Source organism: Streptomyces sp. NPDC031426, from assembly GCF_055581585.1.
Window position 1 is genome coordinate 1 of the sequence record NZ_JBVIJE010000039.1, and the last position, 17,684, is coordinate 17,684.

Here is a 17,684-nt window from a genome sequence, read left to right on the forward strand (position 1 = left end):
GGCTGCCAGCGCGGTCCGTTGCCCATCCAACCCGCTCATGCCTGACCAACGAACCACCAAGCAGAAAGCCACGAGTTAAAGATCTGCACGCCCTATGGAGGTGTAGCACAATGCAGGAGATGCACGACATGCACGACATGCACAACATGAACTCAGTGAGTGGGTTCGGTCCCAAGATGCTGGCGGACGTCAAGCCGCCGTTCATTCCCGAGGGTGCTTCGGGGATGACTGTCCTCGTCGAGTGGCCTCCCGGTGACCCCGGCACGCCTGCGCACCGCCATTCGGGGCCGTGTTTCGGCTATGTGATCGAGGGCGAGGTCCGGTGGGAGCTCGAGGGTGAGCCGGAGCGTGTGATCAAGGCCGGTGAGACGTTCTGGGAGCCGGGCGGCGACGTGATCCACTACCAGAACGGCAACGCCCGGTCGGACGCCCCGGTCAAGTACGTCGTGACCATGCTGTGCGCACCGGGTCAGCCGATGCTCACGCTGGTCGACGAGAAGGAACTGGAGAAGCGGGCCCATCTGCGTGCCCCGCGGCCCACCGACTGACCTGCCGCCTGCTGGTACAGGTCGGTTCCGAATGGGGCCCGTCCGCTCCGTGGCAGGGCGCGATGAGGCATGAACGCGCTGCCCACGGTGAGGATCCGGAAGTGGTCGCCGAACCAGGTCGGCACCTGCCAGCCGTCCGGTTGTCACAGACCGGCGTGCTCTGTGGTCTTACTGATGTGAAGGCCGCACCGTAACAGTGCAGTTGATGATGCCCGTGCGGCTTCCAGGGGCAGCCTCCACAGACGGGAAGGGTTCTCTATGAAGGTCGTTGTAATCGACGATGCCGGCCCCATGGGCGTCGAAACTGCTGTCAGGGTCCGAGAGCACGGGCACGAGGCTGTATTGGTCTCGCCCTCAACCGGTGTCAACGTTGTCACGGGCGAAGGCCTGTCCGAGGCACTCGAGGGCTGCTCCGTGGTGATCGACCTCTCGGGCCCACCGTCGCTGGCGGACGGGATCCTCACGGAAAACGGCCTACTGATCGATGACGACGCCGTTATGAAAACGCTGTGTTGCTCCACGGCCAACCTTCTCTCGGCGGAGGCCGCTGCCGACGTGAAGCATCACGTTGCCTTGTCTGTCGTGGGCGTGGAACGCCTGAAGGAGCATGGGTATTTCCGAGCCTTGCAGGCTCGGGAAGCCATGATCAGACAGTCGCAGATGCCCTATTCGGTCATCCGTGCCACCCAGCTCTTCGAGTCCGCGGGCGACATTGCCGATGCTGCCACGGAAGACTGGATCATCTGGGTGGCGGCTGTCCAGATCCAACCGGTGTCCTGCGCCGAAGTCGCCACGCTTCTCGCCCACACCGCTGCCTTTCGCCCCCTCTTTGGCGTCCGTGAGATCGCCGGCCCCGACCAGTTCCGGCTCGATACCTTCTTGCGTGCCTCCCTCAACGCCGTAGGGGAACACCGCCGTCTGTTCACCGATGACCGTAGTACCTACTTCGGCGCTCGCCTCCGTCGAGACGACCTCCTGCCAGGTGCTGATGCGTACATCGCGCGTACTCGCTACGACGACTGGCTCATCGATCAGCTGCCGATTGCTGAGGCGTCTTGCTGGTGGCCGGACCGCTGAGCACGGTCGACCGGTGCCTCTGTGCCCGATGGTGACGTGTCCTGCGACCGTGCCCGTCGTCGTACACGTATTGGGAGGCGGCTGAGTATGACAGGCTCGTCGTCGGTGAGGCCCCTGAGCGCTGAAGGGTGTGGCAGAAGGAGGTCATTACGCAGCCCGAATTGGGCGGTTGATCCAGCCTGTCATGCGATGAGGTCAAGCTTGTGACTGCGGGCGCCGATCTGAGCGGCGTGATGGAGAGTCCATCGCCGAGCACGGCAACCCTCTTGCAGCACTCGGGAAGGCCGGAGTCCACCCGGGCTCTTGCGTCCGCGATCGTGCCAGCACCCCGGACGGCCTGTGGCTGTCCCCTCCATGCCGGGTGACGGCTGAACGCGAACATCGCGAACCTGCCTTTCAGACATCTGGATTGAAGGGGGCCAGCGCGGAGATCACACGTCCGTGCGCCAGAACATTCGCTGTCTGCCAGGCCGGATAGACCTGTCCGCCCAGCAGGTACTTCTCAAGTCTGCCGTCAGCTCCGGCCCCACATGGCGAGCCGCACGACGCGCTCCATCCCTCCGTATCGGACTCACGGGTCAGCGTGTGGAGGAAGGTCGGACACGCAGGTGGGCCAGCTTCTCCAGTTCCTCCTTGTCGACCAGCGTGAGCATGGGCCGGCCCGGCGAGAGAACGTCTCACCGGACTTGATCACGCGCTCCGGCTCACCCTCCAGCTCGAACCGGACCGGGCGCTCGATCACGTAGCCGAAACAGGGTCCCGAGTGGGGGTGCGGCGGAGTTCAGAGGGGACGACTGGGACGCCGCTACGGCCGTCCGGTCCGCCTGGGCGAGAACCCCACCCGACCCAGGACCAGGATCAACGCCACCGGCGAAGCCTCTTGGCTCTCTCGGAGGCGACCACCTGAGTCCTGATGGAGGGCTGAGCCAGGCCCCCCACGGACTGGAGTCGGTGTGGTGTGCCTCTTCAATTTTCGCGCGTCTGGGCCTGGCGGTGGTGACGGAAAGCGTTGCCACGGAAACGCCGGCTTCCGGTCTGATTCGTGCGCACAAAGTGGGTGCCGGACCGCGGGGAGCTGGTGATGATGTCCGACACCGTCACCAAGTCCGCTCCCCAGCGCATCGCCAAGAACAGCTCGCCGTCGTGGCGGGCACCTCCCGCGAGACCTGCACCCAGGTCCTGCGCGAGTTCGCCGACCGCGGCCTGCTTCGCCTGGCCCGCAGCCGCATCACCACCGACCTCGACCGGCTTGCCTCCTCGACGAAGCCGGACAACCCGACATGGCGGAGCAATGCGCGTGGAGGGCCATCGGGAAAGCGTGAGGGTGGGAGCCGCCACAGGAGGCCTGGGTCGTCAGGTCGCCGCGTTGAACACGTCGGTGCCGAAGCGGCTCAGGCCCTTCTGCCCGGCGTAGCCCAGGTACGGCAGCCCGAACCGGTCCTCGATGCTGGCCAGCAGAGAGTAGTGGTTGTACGGCGTCGTACTCCAGGTGCCGCCCTGTGAGCGGGCGGCGGGGCTACGCCCGGCCGATCGACGGTGCCGACCGGATCACGGCCCGCGCCGAGAAGGACGAGCTGCTGATCGAGGCGGACAAGGTGGTGCGGTCCACCGATCCCTACCTGGTGGGGCACTTCCCGGAGATCACCCTCTACCCGGCGATCTTCCTGCTGGACGGCATCCGGCAGGCGGTCGGCTCCGAACTCCACCACTCGCCCGCGCTCGCCGCGCACCTTGGTCCCGGCGGCCCGGGGGAGACGTGGCTCGAACTCGGCACGCTCGGCTCCGCACGGGTGCTCAGGCCGATGCTCGAGGGCGACGAACTCCGGTTGCTGATCAGGGTGTCGGCCGGACGTCCGGGCGCGCTGCGGGCCGCGCTCGACTGCCGCCGCTCCGACGGCACCCAGGTCGCGAAGATGACCGTCGAACTCGTCCGGGGAGGGACCTCGTGAACTCCGGGTACGCGCAGTTGCTCGCGCTCCTCCCGGTCCGCCATCCGATGGTGCTGGTGGACCGGGTGACCTGTTTCGATCGCCGCCGCACCATCGAGACCGCCAAGGCGGTGACCGGCAGCGAGCCGTGCTACCAGGGCATGGCCGACGGCCTGCCGGCCGAGCGGTACGCCTACCCCCGGTCCATGGTTCTCGAATCGTTCGGGCAGTCCGCGGCGCTGCTCTGGCTGGGCAGCCTCGACGGCCCGGACACCGCCGGGGACGGCCTGCCGATGGTCGGCCGCCTGCGGAACTGCGCGTTCTCCGGTTCCGTGTTCCCCGGCGACGTGATTCGTCACTGCGTGCGCGTCGAACGGCTCGTGAACGGCGGTGCGTTCATGTCCGGGGAGAGCCGGGTCGGCGACCAGGTGATCCTGACCGTCGGATCCCTGATCGCCGTGGCACGCCCGGCAGCGGTGGTCACCGGTGGGGCAGCGGTGTCCGGCGCCGAAGCGCCATCGGCTTCACGCCACCGCTAGCGTGCGGGTCTCGCGGGCCGCTTGCTCCCTCGCCTTCGTGCGGGCGAACGCCTGCAGCATCCGGTGCATGGTGAATCTGCGCCTGCCGATCTCCGTCACCAGGTGCTCCGACTCCAGCACACCGGTCAGCCGGTCGGCCTCGGTGAGCGGTATCCCGGCGAGCGCCGCTCCGCGCTCGAGCGTGAACCCGGCGTCATCGAGGAGCCCGATCTTTTGGAAGTAGCGTTTCGCCTCAATGCCGAGTCTGCGGTAGGAGAACTCCAGTTCGGCACGGATGGAGCTGCCACGATCACCATCGAGCGCGAGGGAGAGCAATTGACTGTCATCGCGCATGGTGCGGACGAAGTGCTTCAAGCCCTGTCCGGGCCGGTCGGCGAACTTCACGGCGGCCAGCCGCAGCACGAGCGGCAGATACCCGCACAGCTCGGCCAGTTCCTCCAGTTCGGCGCGCGCGTTCACCAGGTGCTCCCGGTCGATGATGGCGCTCAGCACCGTGCAGGCCGCCTCCGGGCTGAGCACATCCAGGGTCAGCCGGCGCGCGGCCTCCCTGGCCACCAACCCCGACATCCGGTTGCGGCTGGTGACGATGGTCCGGCAGTGCTCACCGGTCGCCAGCAGTGGGCGCACCTGGTCGGTGTCACTGGCGTTGTCGAGGACGACGAGCATCCGGCGATGGGCGATCAGCGAGCGATAGCGCTCGACCCGCCGCCACTGATCCGCCGGACAGTCGTCCTCGTGCACGCCCAGGCCTCCGAGCAGCACCTCCAGGGCATGCTCCGTGTCCAGCGGCCCGTACGCGTCCCGCAGGTCGACATACAGCTGGCCGTCCGGGAAGTCGTCGACCATGCGGTGCGCCCACCGGATCGCGAACGCGGACTTTCCGACGCCGACCGGGCCCGAGACGAGGAAGACGCTGCTTCTGTGCCGCTGGACCAGCTCGTCGGCAGCCTTGAGCATGGCCCCGCGGCCCGCGAGGAACCGTACGTCGAGCGGGAGGTGATGGGGCACGCTTCCCACCTTCGGCGTCTCGGTGCTCCGGTCGCCCCGGGGGGTCTCCGCCTCCGGGTCTTCCCTCGCCTCTGCCGCGTAGAGCACTCGCCAGTGGGCGAGCCAGCGCTCGGTCTCCTCCGCCACTTTCTCCACAGGCTGCCCGCCGTACACCAGGCAGGCGGTCACGAACGCGGAGACGAACTCCGATCGAGGCAGCTTGTTCCCACGCAGGACCGTGGAGACGGTGCTCCTCGGCAGCGCGTCCACCTTGTCGCCATTGGCTGCCTTGGTCTGCCCTCCCAGCTGTTGTAGACGGCGCATGGACGGCTGCCCGACGCTCAGTCGGAGTTCTCGCAGCTGCCGCACAAAATCTGATGGATTGTCAGGTGTCATCCGGGACGTCACTCCCCCGTGTCGCCGGCCTTTTTCGCTGTGAGCCTGTGTCACCTGGTCAGTGGATGACTGCGGCTCTCTCTGGTGCCCGGCTCGCCATGCCCTTGCCGAAGCCGCGCGCTGCGAGCCCGAAGAGCAGGCCACCGAGAATGAACCAGGGGTTCCATAAGGCGAGCGTCCAGAACTTCTGCGCCGCACTGACCTCGCCGACGGCGGACACCCCGGCGATGAGCAGCACCTCGACAAGAAGCCCCCGGACGAGCAGCAGTACACAGATCGCGACGCCGAGCCACCGGAGCACACGCCACCGGTGCCCATGCACACCGCGCCGCTGCAGCCCGAGTGCCACCGCGGCGCCGACCAGGCACAGAAGGCCGACTCCCCAGAGGCCGCCGGCCACGAACCAGGCCGGTCGTTCGGACGCGAGACGATTTCCGGACGAGACGTCCAGTCCCACTTCGCCACCGAGGGCCCAGAAGAAATGTAAACCAGCGAAAGCTGTCGCCCAACCGGCAGCAAGGTACCCGTAGCAGCGCGACGAAACGAACCGCAACTCGAAACCCCCGTTTTGCAACCGCATCGCAGCACCCTGCGACACTGCCGATTCTTTCCCAGCAGCATCAGCAGAGGCAAGTACCTATCTCCGGTACGGCAATCAACTACTTGCGATGCGCGTTATGTTGAATAGCAAACTAGGCAGAAAACTTCTCGTCCCGTCGGCACGACCACCTCAGCAATCGGCCGCCGAAAGCCTTGCCCGCAGGGCCGGGGCGATCTGCGACAACACCTGCGGTTCCGTCATCTGATGGTGTTCGCAATCGATCTCGATCTCCGTGATCCGGCCCGTGATCAAGGGCTGCCAGCCCAATGCGAAGTCGGGCTCATCGGCATGGGTGCGCTTCGCCGTGAAGAACAGCAGGTCGGTGTCGACCGCACGGTCGAACGGCTCTCTCAGCATCGCGGTCTGCCGGCCGAGGATCTCCGGCAGCGCGGCCAGGCCGCGCTCGCCCACACCGGCCAGCGGGTAGTCGATCTCGCGCAGGAACGCGTGCACCCGGCCGTAGTCGAGCTCCTGCCCCGCCGCCTGCGGCAGCTCCAGACCGAGGTCGCGCAGGGCCTGGACCAGCACGCCGGCGTCCGGATCGGTGTAGTCGGGCCCGGGGACCGTGGTGTCGAGCATGGCCAGCAGGTGCACCTCATCGCCCCGGTCACGCAGCAGTCGGGCGATGGCGTGGGCCACCGCGCCGCCGGACGACCAGCCCAGCAGCTGATACGGCCCGTGCGGCTGCACCGCGCGGATCTGCCGGAGGTAGTCGGCGGCCATGTCGTCGATCGACGCGGCGTACCCGCCCTGTCCGTCCAGACCGCGGGCCTGGAGCGCATGGACCGGTTGATCCTTCTCGAGGTGCCCCAGCAGGCCCGCGTACACCCAGCCGAGCCCGGTCGCCGGATGCACGCAGAACAGCGGCGGTCGGCTGCCTTCGGCGCGCAGCGGCAGCAGGACCTGGAGCGAATCCGCGCCGGAGCGTGCCGGGCCGGTCGCATCGAGGCGTCCGGCCAGGGCCGCCACGGTCGGCGCTTCGAACAGGGTCCGCACCGCGAGCTCGACGCCGAGCCGGTCCCGCACCTTGGCCACGAGCCGGGTGGCGAGCAGCGAGTGCCCGCCCAACTCGAAGAAGTTGTCGTCGATTCCGACCGCCGGTACCCCGATCACCTCGGCGAACAGGTCGCACAGCACCTGCTCCCGGGCATCGCGCGGCCCGCGTCCGCCGACGGGCTGCTCGGTCCCCGGCGCCGGCAGCATCCGCCGGTCCAGCTTTCCGCTGGCCGTCAGCGGCAGCCGCTCCAGCGGTACGACCGCCGAGGGAACCAGATGGCCCGGCAGAGCACGGCGGGTGAACTCGATCAGCTCGGCCGGCCACACCTCGTGGCCGTCCGCGGCCACGGCGTAAGCGACCAGCGTGGTGTTCCCCTGCCGGTCCCGCCGAGGGACCACCGCGACCTGAGCGACGCTGTCGTGCCGGGCGAGCACGGCCTCGGTCTCGCCGGGCTCCGCCCGCTGGCCGCGGATCTTGACTTGGTCGTCGCTCCGGCCGATGAACTCCAGCTCACCGTCGGAGCGCCAGCGCACCAGGTCGCCGGTGCGGTACATGCGTTCCCCGGCGCCGCCGAACGGGCAGGCGACGAAGCGTTCGGCGGTCATCCCGGGCCGCCCGAAGTAGCCGCGGGCGAGACCCGCCCCGGCGAGGTACAGCTCACCGGTGACACCGGGGGGCACCGGGTTCATGCCGTCATCCAGCACGTAGGTGCGGTAGTTGGTGAGCGCCCGGCCGATCGGTGCCACGCCTGCGGCGTTGCCGTCGTCGTACCACTCGGTGGCGTAGACGCAGGCCTCCGTCGGGCCGTAGAGGTTCGCGATCCGCACGCCGGGGGCGGCGGCCCGCAGATCGTGCACCAGCCGCGGCGTGACCGCCTCACCCACCAGGATGACGGTGCCCACCCGCAGCCGGCCTCCCGTGGCAAGGGCGGCCGACATCGCGGACGGCGCCGTACAGACCAGGCTCGCCGCGGGGCGTCCCTCGTCGGCGAGAGCGAGCACGTCGCGCACCACCTCGATGCTGCCGCCGTGCAGCAGCGGCAGGATCATGTCCGACACCGAGACGTCGAAGGTCGCCGAGGTGGAGGCCAGTGCGGCGGCGAACACGTCCGCGGAGAAGGCCCGTCCCGCCCACGCCGACAGATTCGCCACCGCCCGGTGCGCGACCACCACGCCCTTGGGCCGCCCGGTCGAGCCCGAGGTGTAGATCACGTAGGCCGCGTCGTCGGGATGCAGCGGCGCCGACCGGTCCGCGTCGGTGAGGTCGCCGTCCTCGAGCCCGGAGAGCGCGGCCTCGGTCGCCGGGTCGTCGAGCACGATACGGGGCAGGCCCTCGGGCAGTACGGCCGCACCGGCGCGGTCCGTCACCGCCAGCACCGGGCGGGCGTCCTCGACCAGGTAACGCACCCGCTCGGCCGGATGGCCGGGGTCGATCGGTACATACGCGGCGCCGGAAGCCAGCACCGCCCACATCGCGAGCGGCAGCCGCTCGTCCCTCGGCAGGGCCAGCGCGACCCTCTGCTCCGGGCCGCAGCCGTGGGCGACCAGCAGCCGCGCCAGCCGGTTCGCGGACGCCCGCAAGGCGTCGTAGCTCAGCCGCCTGTCCCTCGCACGCACCGCGGTGGCGGAACCGTCGCGGTCGGCGGATGCGGCGAACAGCTCGGGCAGGGTGGCCGGCGGAACCGGTGCGGTGCCGCCGTTCCACTCCTCCAGGATCCGCCGCCGCTCGGCCGCGTCGAGCAGCTCCACCTGGCTGATCCGCTGCTCCGGATCGCGGGTGATCGCCTCCAGCATCAGCAGCAGGCGTTCGGCGATCGCCGCCACGGTCTCCCTGTCGAACAGGTCGCTGCTGTAGACCAGCGCGCCGCGGGCACCGGCCTCCCGGCCGTCCGCGCGATACCGGGCCTCGAGGTGGACCGACAGGTCGAACATGGTGGCCTCGGTGCTGACTTCCAGCGCCTCGGCGGTCAGGCCGGGCAGTCGCAACTCGGTGTCCCTGGTGTTCTGGAAGGCGAACATCACCTGGAACAGCGGGTGCCGAGCCGCGGACCGGTCCGGGTTGACCGCCTCGACCAGGTACTCGAACGGGAGGTCCTGGTTGGCGTACGCGTTGAGGTTGGCCTCCCGCACCCGCTCGATGACGTCGCGGAACGTCGGATCGCCGCTGGTGTCGGTGCGAAGCACCAGCGTGTTCACGAAGAATCCGACGAGGTCGTCGAGGGCTTCGTCGGTACGCCCGGCGATGGGCGAGCCGAGGGGGATGTCGGTACCGGCCCCGAGGCGGGTCAGCAGGGCGGCGAGCGCCGTCTGGACCACCATGAACGCCGTCGCGTTGCAGTCGACGGCCAGCTTGTTGATCCGGGCGTGCAGCTCTGGCCCGTAGCCGAAGTCGACGCTGCCGCCGGCGTAGCTCGGCGTCCTCGGCCGCGGCCGGTCCGTCGGCAGCGGCAGCTCGTCCGGAATCCCGGCCAGCGCCTGCCGCCAGAACGCGACCTGCTCGCTGACGACGCTGTCCGGTTCGTCCGTGCGGCCCAGCAGCTCGCGCTGCCACAGCGCGTAGTCCACGTACTGCACGGGCAGTTCGCTCCACTCCGGCGCCCGGCCGGCGCAGCGGTCCGCGTACGCACCGCTCAGATCGCGGGCGAGCGGGACCAGCGACCAACCGTCGCCGGCCACGTGATGGAGGACCAGCACGAGCACGTGCTCGGTCGGGGACACCGTGAGCACCCGGACCCGTAGCGGCCCGTCCGTGCGGAGGTCGAAGTCCCGCTCGGCGATCTCGGCGATCGCCGCGGCCAGCTCGTACCGGCCGACCTCGCTCACTGCGAAGTCCGGCCGCGCCTCGTCCGGGGTGAGGATCCGCTGGTGGGGAACACCGTCGGTCTCGGGAAAGATCGTGCGCAGGGTCTCGTGCCGGGCGGTGACGTCGGCGACGGCCGCGGCCAGCGCCTGGTGGTCCAGCGAGCCCGTCAGCCGCGCCGCCATCGGCAGGTTGTAGGCGGCGTTCGAGCCTTCCAGGCGGTTGAGGAACCACAGCCGCTGCTGCGCGTGCGACAGCGGCACCCGCTCCGGGCGTCGACCCCGCACGATCGGCGGCCGCCGGCTGCCGCCGGACCGGTCGAGGATCCGCACGAGCCCGGCCACCGTCTGCGTCGCGAACAGGTCGCGGATGGCCAGATCGACACCGAACGTCATCCGTACCCGGGAGATCAGCCGGGTGGCCATCAGGGAATGGCCACCAAGGTCGAAGAATCCCTCGTCGATGCCCACACCGGGCAGGCCGAGGATGTCCGCGAAGATCCGGCAGAGCGTCTCCTCGCGCTCGTTGCGCGGTCCGCGCCCGGTCTTTCGGCCTCCGTGGTCGGGGGCCGGCAGGGCCCGCCGGTCCAGCTTCCCGTTCGGGGTCACCGGCAGCTCGTCCAGGACGGCGAAGGCCGCCGGGATCAAGTGCTCCGGCAGCAGGCCGCCGAGGAACTCGCGCAGCGCCGCGGGCTGGGGCCGGTCCGAACCGGCCGGGACGACGTAGGCGAAGAGCCGAGTGTCGCCGGACGAGTCCGCGCGCGGTACGACGACGGCGTGCCCGACGCTGTCGTGCCGGGCCAGCGCCGCCTCGATCTCCGCGGGCTCGACCCGGAAGCCGCGCACCTTGACCTGGTCGTCACCGCGGCCGAGGAACTCGAGCTGCCCGTCGGCCCGCCAGGCCACCACGTCGCCGGTGCGGTACATCCGCTCCCCGGCCCGGCCGAAGGGGCACGCCACGAACCGCTCGGCGGTCAGGGCCGGGCGGTGCAGGTAGCCGCGGGCCAGCTGGGCACCGGCGATGTACAACTCGCCGGCGACCCCCGGCGGGACCGGACGCAGCGCGGAGTCGAGCACATACAGGGCGGTGTTCCACACCGGGCTGCCGATGGGCACCGACACCGCGCCCGGCTCGTCGCGGTACTCCCAGGCCGTCACGTCCACTGCCGCTTCGGTCGGCCCGTACAGGTTGTGCAGGCCGGCTCCGATCGTCGCGTGAGCCCGCGCGGCCAGCTCGGCCGGCAGTGCCTCCCCGCTGCTGAGCAGCCGGCGCAGCTCCGGAAGCTGTGCTGCGGCGGGCTCCGCGGCGAACACGGCCAGCATCGACGGCACGAAGTGCACCGTGGTGATCCGCTGTTCGCGCATCAGCCTCACCAAGTACGCCGGGTCCTGGTGCCCGCCGGGCTTCGCCACCACCAGTGTCGCGCCGTTGAGCAGCGGCCAGAAGAACTCCCAGACGGACACGTCGAATCCGGCGGGCGTCTTCTGCAGCACCCGGTCGGTCGCGTCCAGCCGGTACCGGTCCTGCATCCACGACAGCCGGTTGACGATGCTCGCGTGAGACACCACCACGCCCTTGGGGGCTCCCGTGGACCCCGAGGTGTAGATCACGTACGCCGGATGCTCCGGGAGGCAGGTGCCCGGGCCGGCCGCGAACACGTCGCCCGCGGGCACCTGTTCGAAGACCGGGTGGTCCTCGGTGAGGACGAGCGCCGGCCGGGCGTCCTTGAGCAGGTACTGGATGCGCTCGGCGGGATAGCCGGGGTCGATCGGCAGGTATGCGGCACCGGTCTTGAGGACGGCCAGCAGCGTGACGACCAGGGCTTCGGAGCGCGGCAGCAGCACCGCGACACACCTCTCCGGTGCGGCACCGCGCTCGGCGAGCAACCGTGCGAGCCGGCCGGCCCGCAGATCCAGCTCCGCGTAGGTCAGTTCCGTGCCCTCGAACACCACTGCCGTGCGGTCGGGGGTACGGGCCGCCCGCTGGGCGAACAGCTCCGGCAGCGTGGCGCCGGGCACCTGGTGAGCGGTGGCGTTCCAACCATGTACGACCTGCTCGCGCTCGGCTTCGTCGAGCAGGTCGGCCGCGCCGATCCGCTGTCCCGGGTCGGCGGCCATCGCGGCCAGCATCCGCGCCAGGCGGTCCGTCAGCCGCTCGACGTCCGCCGCGTCGAACAGGTCGGTCGAGTACTCGACCATTCCTTCCAGGCCGCCCGGGGCGCCGTCCTCGGTGACGGTCTCGCGGAGGTGGACGGCGAGGTCGAACTTGTTCTGCACGATCCGCTCGACCGGCTCGGCGCGTGCGGTCAAGCCGGGGAATTCCGGCTTCGGCGGGGCCTCGTGCAGCGACAGGAGAACCTGGAACAGGGGCAGCCGGCCGGCCGAGCGATCCGGGTTGAGGATCTCGACGAGCCGCTCGATCGGCAGGTCCTGGTTGGCGTAGGCGCTGAGGTTCGTCTCACTGATCCGGGCGAGCAGTTCGTGCCAGGTGGGATTGCCGCTCGTGTCGGTGCGCAGCACCAGCGTGTTGAGGAAGTCGCCGACGAGGTCGTCGAGTGCGGTGTCGGTACGGCCGGCGACCGGGGTGCCGAGGGGGATGTCGGTGCCGCAGCCGAGCCGCGTGAGCAGGGCGGCGAGCCCTGCCTGGCCGACCATGTACAGGCTCGTACCGGATGCGGCGGCCAAGGCGGCCATGCGGCGGTGCGTCTGCGGATCGATGCGGAACGACAGCGTGGCCCCGTGGTACTCGTCGCTCGCACCGCGCGGCCGGCTGCCGGGCAGCCGCAGGTCCTCGGGCAGGTCGGCCAGCCTCTCGCGCCAGAACGCGATCTGTTCGCTGATCAAGCTGCCGGGATCGTCCTCGCGGCCGAGCAGCTCCCGCTGCCACAGCGCGTAGTCCGCGTACTGCACGGGCAACGGTGCCCACCGCGGACGGCGGCCGTCGAGGCGGGCGGCATAGGCGTCCGTGAGGTCACGCGTCAGCGGCCCCATCGACCAGCCGTCCCCGGCGATGTGGTGCAGCACGAGGACCAGCACATGGTCGTCCGCCGACAATGCGAACAGATGGGCCCGCAAGGGGAGTTCCTCGGCCAGGTCGAAACCGTGGCCGCAGACGGCTGCGAGCTGCGCGGCCAGTTCCGCATCGGTGGTCTCGGTGACCTCGAGTTCGACCCGGGCCTGCTCCGGGGGCACGATGTGCTGGTACGGGGTGCCGTCGACGTCCGGGTATCGGGTGCGCAGCACTTCATGCCGGTCGGACACGTCCTGGACGGCGGCGGCGAGCGCCGCGCGGTCGAGGCCGCCCGTGAGCCGCACCGCGATCGGCATGTTGTACGTGGCGCTCCCGCCCTCCAGCCGGCTGAGAAACCACAGCCGTTGCTGGGCGGGGGACAGCGGCGGGCGCTCCGGACGCCGCTGCCGAACCACCGGTTGCCGCCGGGTGCCTTCGGCCTTGTCCAGTACGTCACTGAGCTCGGCCACCGTCGGCGTCAGGAACAGGTCCCGGATGGCCAGGTCGACACCCAGGGCGGCCCGTACCCGGGAGACCAGCCGGGTCGCCAGCAGCGAGTGGCCGCCCAGATGGAAGAACCCGTCGTCGATCCCGACCCGGGGCAGGCCCAGGACCTCGGCGAAGATCCGGCACAGGGTGGCCTCGCGGTCGTTGCGAGGGCCCCGGCCGGAGGTCTTGCCGAGGACCGCCGGCGCCGGCAGCGCCCGCCGGTCCAGCTTGCCGTTCGGGGTCAGCGGCATCTGGTCGAGCACGACGAACGCGGTGGGCACCAGGTAGTCCGGTACCGCGCGCCGCAGGTGCTCGCGCACCGACTCGACCAGCGCGTCCGAGGCCAGCACGGCGGCCGGGGCGTTGGTGTACGCAACTCCACCGTGGGCCGACGGCGCACCGGGGCGGTAGCCGCTCGGCGCCGTCCCGGGCGCGCTGAACACCACGTCAAGAGTGCCGCCGTCGCGGTCGCCGCCGGCCCAGGTCACCGTGGTCCGGTAGCCGGCCTCGTCACCCAGAACGGCGAACTCCGCCGGCTCCGGCAGCTCGGACGCGTCCTGCGCCAGGGCGGCCAGCGCGGCCGGCAGGTCGCCGGCTTTCAGCGCCCGTACGGCGGCCAGTTCGCCGGCGATCCGGCGATTGGGGAGGCCGGTGACCCGGAGGCCGTCCGGCCGGGCCGCCAGCGCCGCGCGCAGCGCGTCCGTGCCGGTGACGTCCCGCCCCCAGACGAGCTCCCGGACGGCGGTCGGTTCCGGCTGCGGCGCGGTGCGCAGCGTCACGTCGTAGCGGTGCCCGGTGAGCTCGTTACGGTCCGTGCCGGGCTTGATCGCGAGGTCCGCGGCGGCAGCCAGGCCGGCGAAGTAGTCCGGATCGACGAGCAGTTCCGTCTCCCGGGCCAGGGCCAGGTCGACCGTCTTGCTCACCTCGGCGGCAGCACGGACCGCGGCGTCGGCCGCGAGCAGTTCGACGGACGTGCGCAGGGCGCGGTGGAGCCGGAGGTTGCGGACATCGCCGACGAACACGTTCCCGCCGGGAACGACCAGGTCGAGCGCCCGGGTGAGCACGTCGGTCAGGTAGTCGGCACTGGGGAAGTACTGGATGACGGAGTTCAGGACGATGGTGTCGAAGTACCGGTGGGCAGGCCGTCGAAGACGTGGGCCGCCTGTGCCCGCAGATCGACCCGGCCCTCCAGCTCGGGCCGGTCCGCCAGCTGGGCGCGGACCCGGTCGATCACGACCCCGGAGATGTCGGTACCCCAGTAGGACTCGCAGTCCGGCGCCAGCGGTGCGAGGAGCAGGCCGCTGCCCACCCCGATCTCCAGCACCCGTCGGGGGTTCAGCTCCCGCACCCGGGCCACAGTGGCGTCCCGCCACCGCCGCATCTCCGCGACCGGGATCGGCTGCCCTGTGTAGCTGCTGTTCCAACCGGAGAAGTCCTCGCCCAACCCGCCGGACAGGCCCTCGTGATGGGTGTCGTAGGTGGCCTGCCAGTTGCCGAGCTGCTGCCGCTCCGCCGCCTCGTCCCGGTCGGCGTTGTCCCCGGACGGGACGAGGTACGCGACGAGTTGACGGTCTCCGGGACGGTCCTCCCGCGCCAGCACGGCGGCCTGCCGCACCCCGGGATGCCGGACCAGTGCGGACTCCACCTCACCCGGCTCGATCCGGAAGCCGCGGATCTTCACCTGGGCATCGGCCCGGCCGACGTAGTCGACCTGCCCGTCGGCCCGCAGGCGCGCGAGGTCCCCGGTGCGGTACATCCGCTCCCCGGAACCGCCGAACGGGCAGGCCACGAAGCGCTCCGCGGTCAGCCCCGGGCGGCGCAGGTAGCCGGCGGCCAGGCTCGCACCCGCGACGTACAGGTCTCCCACCACACCCGTCGGCAGCGGGCGCAGGGCCTTGTCCAGCACGTAGACCCGGGTGTTGTCCACCGGCCTGCCGATCGGGGGACCGTCCGGACCGGACAGCTCCTCGCTCATGGTCGCGATGACGGTCGTCTCGGTCGGGCCGTAGGCGTTGAACATCCGGTTGCCCGGCGCCCACCGCTCCACGAGTGCGCCGGGGCACGCCTCGCCCGCCACCGACACGGTCAGACCGGCCGGCAGGACGCCCGAGGGCATCGCCGCGAGCACGGACGGCGGCATGGTGAAGTGTGTGAGGCGCTGGTCCCGGATGAATTCCGCCAGCTCCTGGCCGGGCATGAGCCGTTCGGCCGACCGCAGGAACAGGGTGCCACCGTTCAGCAGCGCCATGCAGCAGTCCCAGAACGCGACGTCGAAGCTCGGCGAGGAGAACTGCAGCACCCGGCTGTCCGGCCCCGCGCCCAGGCGTTCGCGCTGGCTTCGAACCATGCTGGCCACGCCGCTGTCCGTCACCACGACGCCCTTCGGCCTCCCGGTGGACCCCGAGGTGTAGATCACGTAGAGCGGGCTGCTGAGCGTCCGGCGCGACGGCAGGTCGTCCCCGCCGTACCGGGCAAGCTCCATGGAGGTGTGCTCGTCGTCAAGCGTCAGCAGCGGGCTGCCGGCCGGCAACCGCCCGGCCGACGCCCCGGTCGTCACGGTCAGCACGGGGCGGGCGTCTTCCATCATGAACGCGATGCGCTCGGCCGGATAGCCGATGTCCACCGGCATGTAGGCGGCCCCGGCCTTCGCCACCGCGAGCATCGCCGTGACCAGCTCCGCCGACCGGGGCAGAGCCAGCGCGACCAGCTGCCCCGGGCCCGCACCGCGCTCGATGAGCAGCCGGGCCAGCCGGTTGGCGGCGGTGTTGAGCTCGCCGTAGGTCAGCCTGGCCTCCTCGGAGACCAGCGCGACGGTGTCCGGGGTCGCGGCGGCTTGAGACTGGAAGAGCTCTGCGAATCCGGCCGCGGGGACCTCGCGCTCGGTCCGGTTCCATGTGTCCAGAATGCGCTGCCGCTCGCCCGGCAGCAGCACGTCCAGGGCTTCGACCCGCTGGTCGGGGTCGGTGACCATCGCCTCGAGGACAAGAGTGAGGCGAGCACCGAGCCGCTCCACGCTCTGACGGTCGAACAGGTCGGTGGCGTACTCGATCGTGCCGCCCAGTCCCATGGGTCGGCCGTCGCCGTCGAACTGCTCACCGATGCTGAACGCCAGGTCGAACTTGGAGGTGTCGGTGTACAGCTGCTCGCCCTCCACCACGAGCCCCGGCAGCCGCAGCCGTGGCAGGGTGTTGTTCTGGAACGCCAGCATCACCTGGAACAGCGGGTGCCTGCCCAGGGACCGGTCCGGCCGGAGGATCTCGACCAGCCGCTCGAACGGCAGATCCTGATGCGCATACGCTCCCAGAGCTGTCTCCCGGGACCTGGTGACGAGTTCGCGGAAGGAGGGGTCACCGGCGGTGTCGAGGCGCATCACCAGGGTGTTGACGAAGAAGCCGACCAGCTCGTCCAGCCCCTCGTCGGTGCGGCCGGCGATGGGTGAACCGAGCGGGATGTCCGTGCCGGCGCCCAGTCGGCTCAGCAGGGCCGCCAGCGCCGCCTGCACCACCATGTACAGACTGGCGTCCGACCGCACGGCCAGCTCGGACAGCCTCCGGTGCAGCTCCGCACTCACGTGGAACGGGACATTGCCGCCCTGATTGCCGGGCGTGGCGGGGCGCTGCCGGTCCACCGGCAGCCGCAGCTCGTCCGGCAGTCCGTCCAGCGCCTTGCGCCAGTACTCGATCTGCTCGCTGATCAGGGATTCCGGGTCGTCCTCGCCGCCGAGCAGCTCCTGCTGCCACAGGGTGTAGTCCGCGTACTGGACCGGCAGTTCCGGCCAGTCGGGCGCCCGGCCGCTGCGGCGAGCCTCGTAGGCCGCGGTGAGATCACGGGCGAGTGGGACCATCGACCAGCCGTCCGCGGCGATGTGATGAATCACCAGGGCCAGCACGTGCTCACGGTCGGACAGCGCGAACAGACGCGCCCGGATCGGTACCTCCGTCTCCAGGTCGAAAGCCCGACCGGCCAGCTCGGCGAGGGCGCCGTCGAGCTCCTCCGGTGCGACCGCGGTGACGGCCACCTCCGGGCGGGCCGAGCCCGGGTCGAGGATCCGCTGGTGGGGCACGTCGTCACGGCTGACGAACACCGTGCGCAGTGGCTCGTGCCGGTCGATGAGGTCCTGCAGCGCCGCGACGAGTGCGGTCCGGTCGAGCTCACCCGTCAACCGGAGCACGGCCGGCATGTTGTAGGTGGCGTTCGGCCCTTCCAACCGGTTGAGGAACCACAGTCGCTGCTGTGCGTGCGAAAGCGGGATCATCGAATCTCCTCGGGCTGCGCAGGCGCTGATCTCCCCTGGAGACTCCGCTGTGTCGACTT

General features: G+C 70.4%; 9 protein-coding genes and 1 pseudogene. 5 read left to right on the top strand and 5 right to left on the bottom strand.

All coding sequences use genetic code 11. The features are described 5' to 3' along the window. Positions 1–128: 128 nt before the first annotated feature. Both ACZ5NH_RS41145 and ACZ5NH_RS41150 read left to right on the top strand, forming a co-directional pair. Positions 129–548 carry a cupin domain-containing protein gene (locus ACZ5NH_RS41145; protein WP_468783025.1) on the top strand — a complete coding sequence of 140 codons (420 nt, stop codon included), beginning with the start codon at positions 129–131 and terminating at the stop codon, positions 546–548. A 258-nt stretch (positions 549–806) separates the two neighbouring features. After that, complete coding sequence (locus ACZ5NH_RS41150; RefSeq protein ID WP_468782977.1) at positions 807–1,625, top strand: SDR family oxidoreductase; 819 nt, start codon at positions 807–809, stop codon at positions 1,623–1,625. A 578-nt stretch (positions 1,626–2,203) separates the two neighbouring features. Here ACZ5NH_RS41150 and ACZ5NH_RS41155 read toward each other — a convergent pair. After that, positions 2,204–2,406 (bottom strand): annotated as a pseudogene (locus tag ACZ5NH_RS41155) (cupin domain-containing protein); the annotation flags it as partial. A 272-nt stretch (positions 2,407–2,678) separates the two neighbouring features. Here ACZ5NH_RS41155 and ACZ5NH_RS41160 point away from each other — a divergent pair. Genes ACZ5NH_RS41160 through ACZ5NH_RS41170 form a run of 3 tightly spaced genes read left to right on the top strand, consistent with a single transcriptional unit; the run spans position 2,679 to position 4,092 of the window. Then, a complete protein-coding gene (locus ACZ5NH_RS41160; RefSeq protein WP_468783027.1) occupies positions 2,679–3,128 on the top strand; it encodes a helix-turn-helix domain-containing protein in 450 nt (149 codons plus the stop codon). Beyond that, positions 3,125–3,574 (top strand): hypothetical protein, encoded by a 450-nt coding sequence (locus ACZ5NH_RS41165; RefSeq protein WP_451552566.1) that lies wholly within the window; start codon positions 3,125–3,127, stop codon positions 3,572–3,574. The genes ACZ5NH_RS41160 and ACZ5NH_RS41165 overlap by 4 nt, the downstream gene beginning before the upstream one ends. A 47-nt stretch (positions 3,575–3,621) precedes the next feature. Beyond that, positions 3,622–4,092 (top strand): 3-hydroxyacyl-ACP dehydratase FabZ family protein, encoded by a 471-nt coding sequence (locus ACZ5NH_RS41170; protein ID WP_468782980.1) that lies wholly within the window; start codon positions 3,622–3,624, stop codon positions 4,090–4,092. Here ACZ5NH_RS41170 and ACZ5NH_RS41175 read toward each other — a convergent pair. The 4 genes from ACZ5NH_RS41175 to ACZ5NH_RS41190 form a co-directional block, all read right to left on the bottom strand. Continuing rightward, positions 4,078–5,403 (bottom strand): NB-ARC domain-containing protein, encoded by a 1,326-nt coding sequence (locus ACZ5NH_RS41175; RefSeq protein ID WP_468782982.1) that lies wholly within the window; start codon positions 5,401–5,403, stop codon positions 4,078–4,080. The two genes, ACZ5NH_RS41170 and ACZ5NH_RS41175, sit on opposite strands and share 15 nt — an antisense overlap. Positions 5,404–5,533: 130 nt before the next feature. Then, the gene (locus tag ACZ5NH_RS41180) at positions 5,534–6,055 is read right to left on the bottom strand and encodes a DUF3995 domain-containing protein (protein ID WP_468782984.1); all 522 of its coding nucleotides are present in this window, start codon (positions 6,053–6,055) and stop codon (positions 5,534–5,536) included. A gap of 150 nt (positions 6,056–6,205) precedes the next feature. Continuing rightward, positions 6,206–14,434 (bottom strand): amino acid adenylation domain-containing protein, encoded by an 8,229-nt coding sequence (locus tag ACZ5NH_RS41185; protein WP_468782986.1) that lies wholly within the window; start codon positions 14,432–14,434, stop codon positions 6,206–6,208. 44 nt (positions 14,435–14,478) lie between these two features. Next, the gene (locus tag ACZ5NH_RS41190; protein ID WP_468782988.1) at positions 14,479–17,625 is read right to left on the bottom strand and encodes an amino acid adenylation domain-containing protein; all 3,147 of its coding nucleotides are present in this window, start codon (positions 17,623–17,625) and stop codon (positions 14,479–14,481) included. Positions 17,626–17,684: the final 59 nt, after the last annotated feature.

What these genes read in the sequence shown, in the direction of transcription:
- ACZ5NH_RS41145 (WP_468783025.1), top strand. Translation starts at nt 129, where the DNA reads ATGCACGACATGCACAACATGAACTCAGTGAGTGGGTTCGGTCCCAAG.
- ACZ5NH_RS41150 (WP_468782977.1), top strand. Translation starts at nt 807, where the DNA reads ATGAAGGTCGTTGTAATCGACGATGCCGGCCCCATGGGCGTCGAAACT.
- ACZ5NH_RS41170 (WP_468782980.1), top strand. Translation starts at nt 3,622, where the DNA reads ATGGTGCTGGTGGACCGGGTGACCTGTTTCGATCGCCGCCGCACCATC.
- ACZ5NH_RS41175 (WP_468782982.1), bottom strand. Translation starts at nt 5,403, where the DNA reads ATGCGCCGTCTACAACAGCTGGGAGGGCAGACCAAGGCAGCCAATGGC.
- ACZ5NH_RS41180 (WP_468782984.1), bottom strand. Translation starts at nt 6,055, where the DNA reads ATGCGGTTGCAAAACGGGGGTTTCGAGTTGCGGTTCGTTTCGTCGCGC.
- ACZ5NH_RS41190 (WP_468782988.1), bottom strand. Translation starts at nt 17,625, where the DNA reads ATGATCCCGCTTTCGCACGCACAGCAGCGACTGTGGTTCCTCAACCGG.